Annotated in this window: 1 protein-coding gene; it reads left to right on the top strand. The window is 73.1% G+C overall.

Annotated elements, in window-relative coordinates:
* Positions 1–1,614: PHP domain-containing protein (locus C1I93_RS30370; protein WP_258378388.1), on the top strand; the 1,614-nt coding region annotated here is incomplete at both ends.

Genomic DNA, 1,614 nt, shown 5'->3' with positions numbered 1-1,614 from the left:
GGTGGGCGGCACCTGCATGTGGTGGATCCGCTGGCGGTCGAGGCGGACGGGGGCGATTCGCCGGCCTGGAGCCGGCGGCGGGAGGGTTACCGGCCACCGGAGCTGACCCGCCCCGACGGCGTGGTGCCCTACGCCGAGCTGCACGCGCACACCAACTTCAGCTTCCTCGACGGTGCCAGCCATCCGGAGGAACTGGTCGAGGAGGCGGTCCGGCTGGGGCTCACCGCGCTCGCCGTCACCGACCACGACGGCTTCTACGGCGTGGTCCGTTTCGCCGAGGCGGCCCGCGCGCTGCATCTGCCGACGATCTTCGGGGCGGAACTCTCCATGGCTGCGGCAGGTCCGGGACGTGGCGGGTCGGTCCGCGGCGGTCACCCGGATCCGCCCGGCAACCATCTGCTGGTGCTGGCCCACGGCCACGAGGGGTACGCCCGGCTGGCCCGCGTCATCGCCCGCGCCCAGCTGCGCGGCGGGGAGAAGGGGCGCCCGGTCTACGGTGAGCTGGAGGAGGTCGCGGCCGAGCTACGTGACCACGTGCTGGTGCTGACCGGCTGCCGCAAGGGGCAGGTGCCGGCCGCCCTGCTCACCGAGGGGGTGGACGCGGCCGCCCGGGAGCTGGACCGGCTCACCGCGCTGTTCGGCGCGGAGACGGTGGCGGTGGAGCTGAGCGACCACGGGCATCCGGTCGACGGTGACCGCAACGACGCGCTGGCCGAGTTGGCCGCCGCCGCCGGGCTGCCCACGGTGGCCACCAACAACGTGCACTACGCCACCCCGGGCCGGCGGCGGCTGGCCACCACCCTGGCGGCGGTACGGGCCCGGCGCAGCCTGGACGAGATCGACGGTTGGCTGCCCGCCGCGGGCACCGCCCACCTGCGCTCCGGTGCCGAGATGGCGACCCGGTTCGCCGCGTACCCGGGCGCGGTGGCCCGGGCCGCCGAGTTCGGCGCGGAACTCGCCTTCGACCTGCAACTCGTCGCGCCGCAGCTGCCGGCGTACCCGGTGCCGCTGGGGCACACCGAGATGAGCTGGCTGCGGCAGCTCACCGAGGCCGGCGCGCGGGAACGCTACGGCCCGCGCGAGGCGCACCCGCAGGCGTACGCGCAACTCGACCACGAGCTGAACATGATCGAGGAGTTGGGTTTCCCCGGCTACTTCCTGGTGGTCTACGACATCGTCGACTTCTGCCGGCGGGAGGACATCTACTGCCAGGGTCGGGGTTCGGCGGCGAACTCGGCGGTCTGCTACGCGCTGCGGATCACCAACGTGGACGCGGTCCGGCACCGGCTGCTGTTCGAACGGTTCCTGGCTCCCGAGCGCGACGGCCCACCCGACATCGACGTGGACATCGAGTCCGGCCGCCGGGAGGAGGTCATCCAGCACGTCTACGCCCGGTACGGCCGGGAGCACACCGCCCAGGTGGCCAACGTGATCTCGTACCGGCCCCGGTCGGCGGTGCGGGACGTGGCCAAGGCGTTCGGCTTCTCCGCCGGCCAGCAGGACGCCTGGAGCAAGCAGATCGACAGGTGGGGCGAGGTGGCCACGATGGACGTGCCGGAGATTCCCGAGCAGGTGATCGCGTACGCCAACGAACTGACTGGTGGCTCGGGGAGG

This window comes from Micromonospora endophytica, assembly GCF_003236305.1.
In the GTDB taxonomy this organism is placed as follows: Bacteria; Actinomycetota; Actinomycetes; order Mycobacteriales; family Micromonosporaceae; genus Micromonospora; species Micromonospora endophytica.
This window is presented reverse-complemented; position numbering and strand designations above follow the sequence as displayed.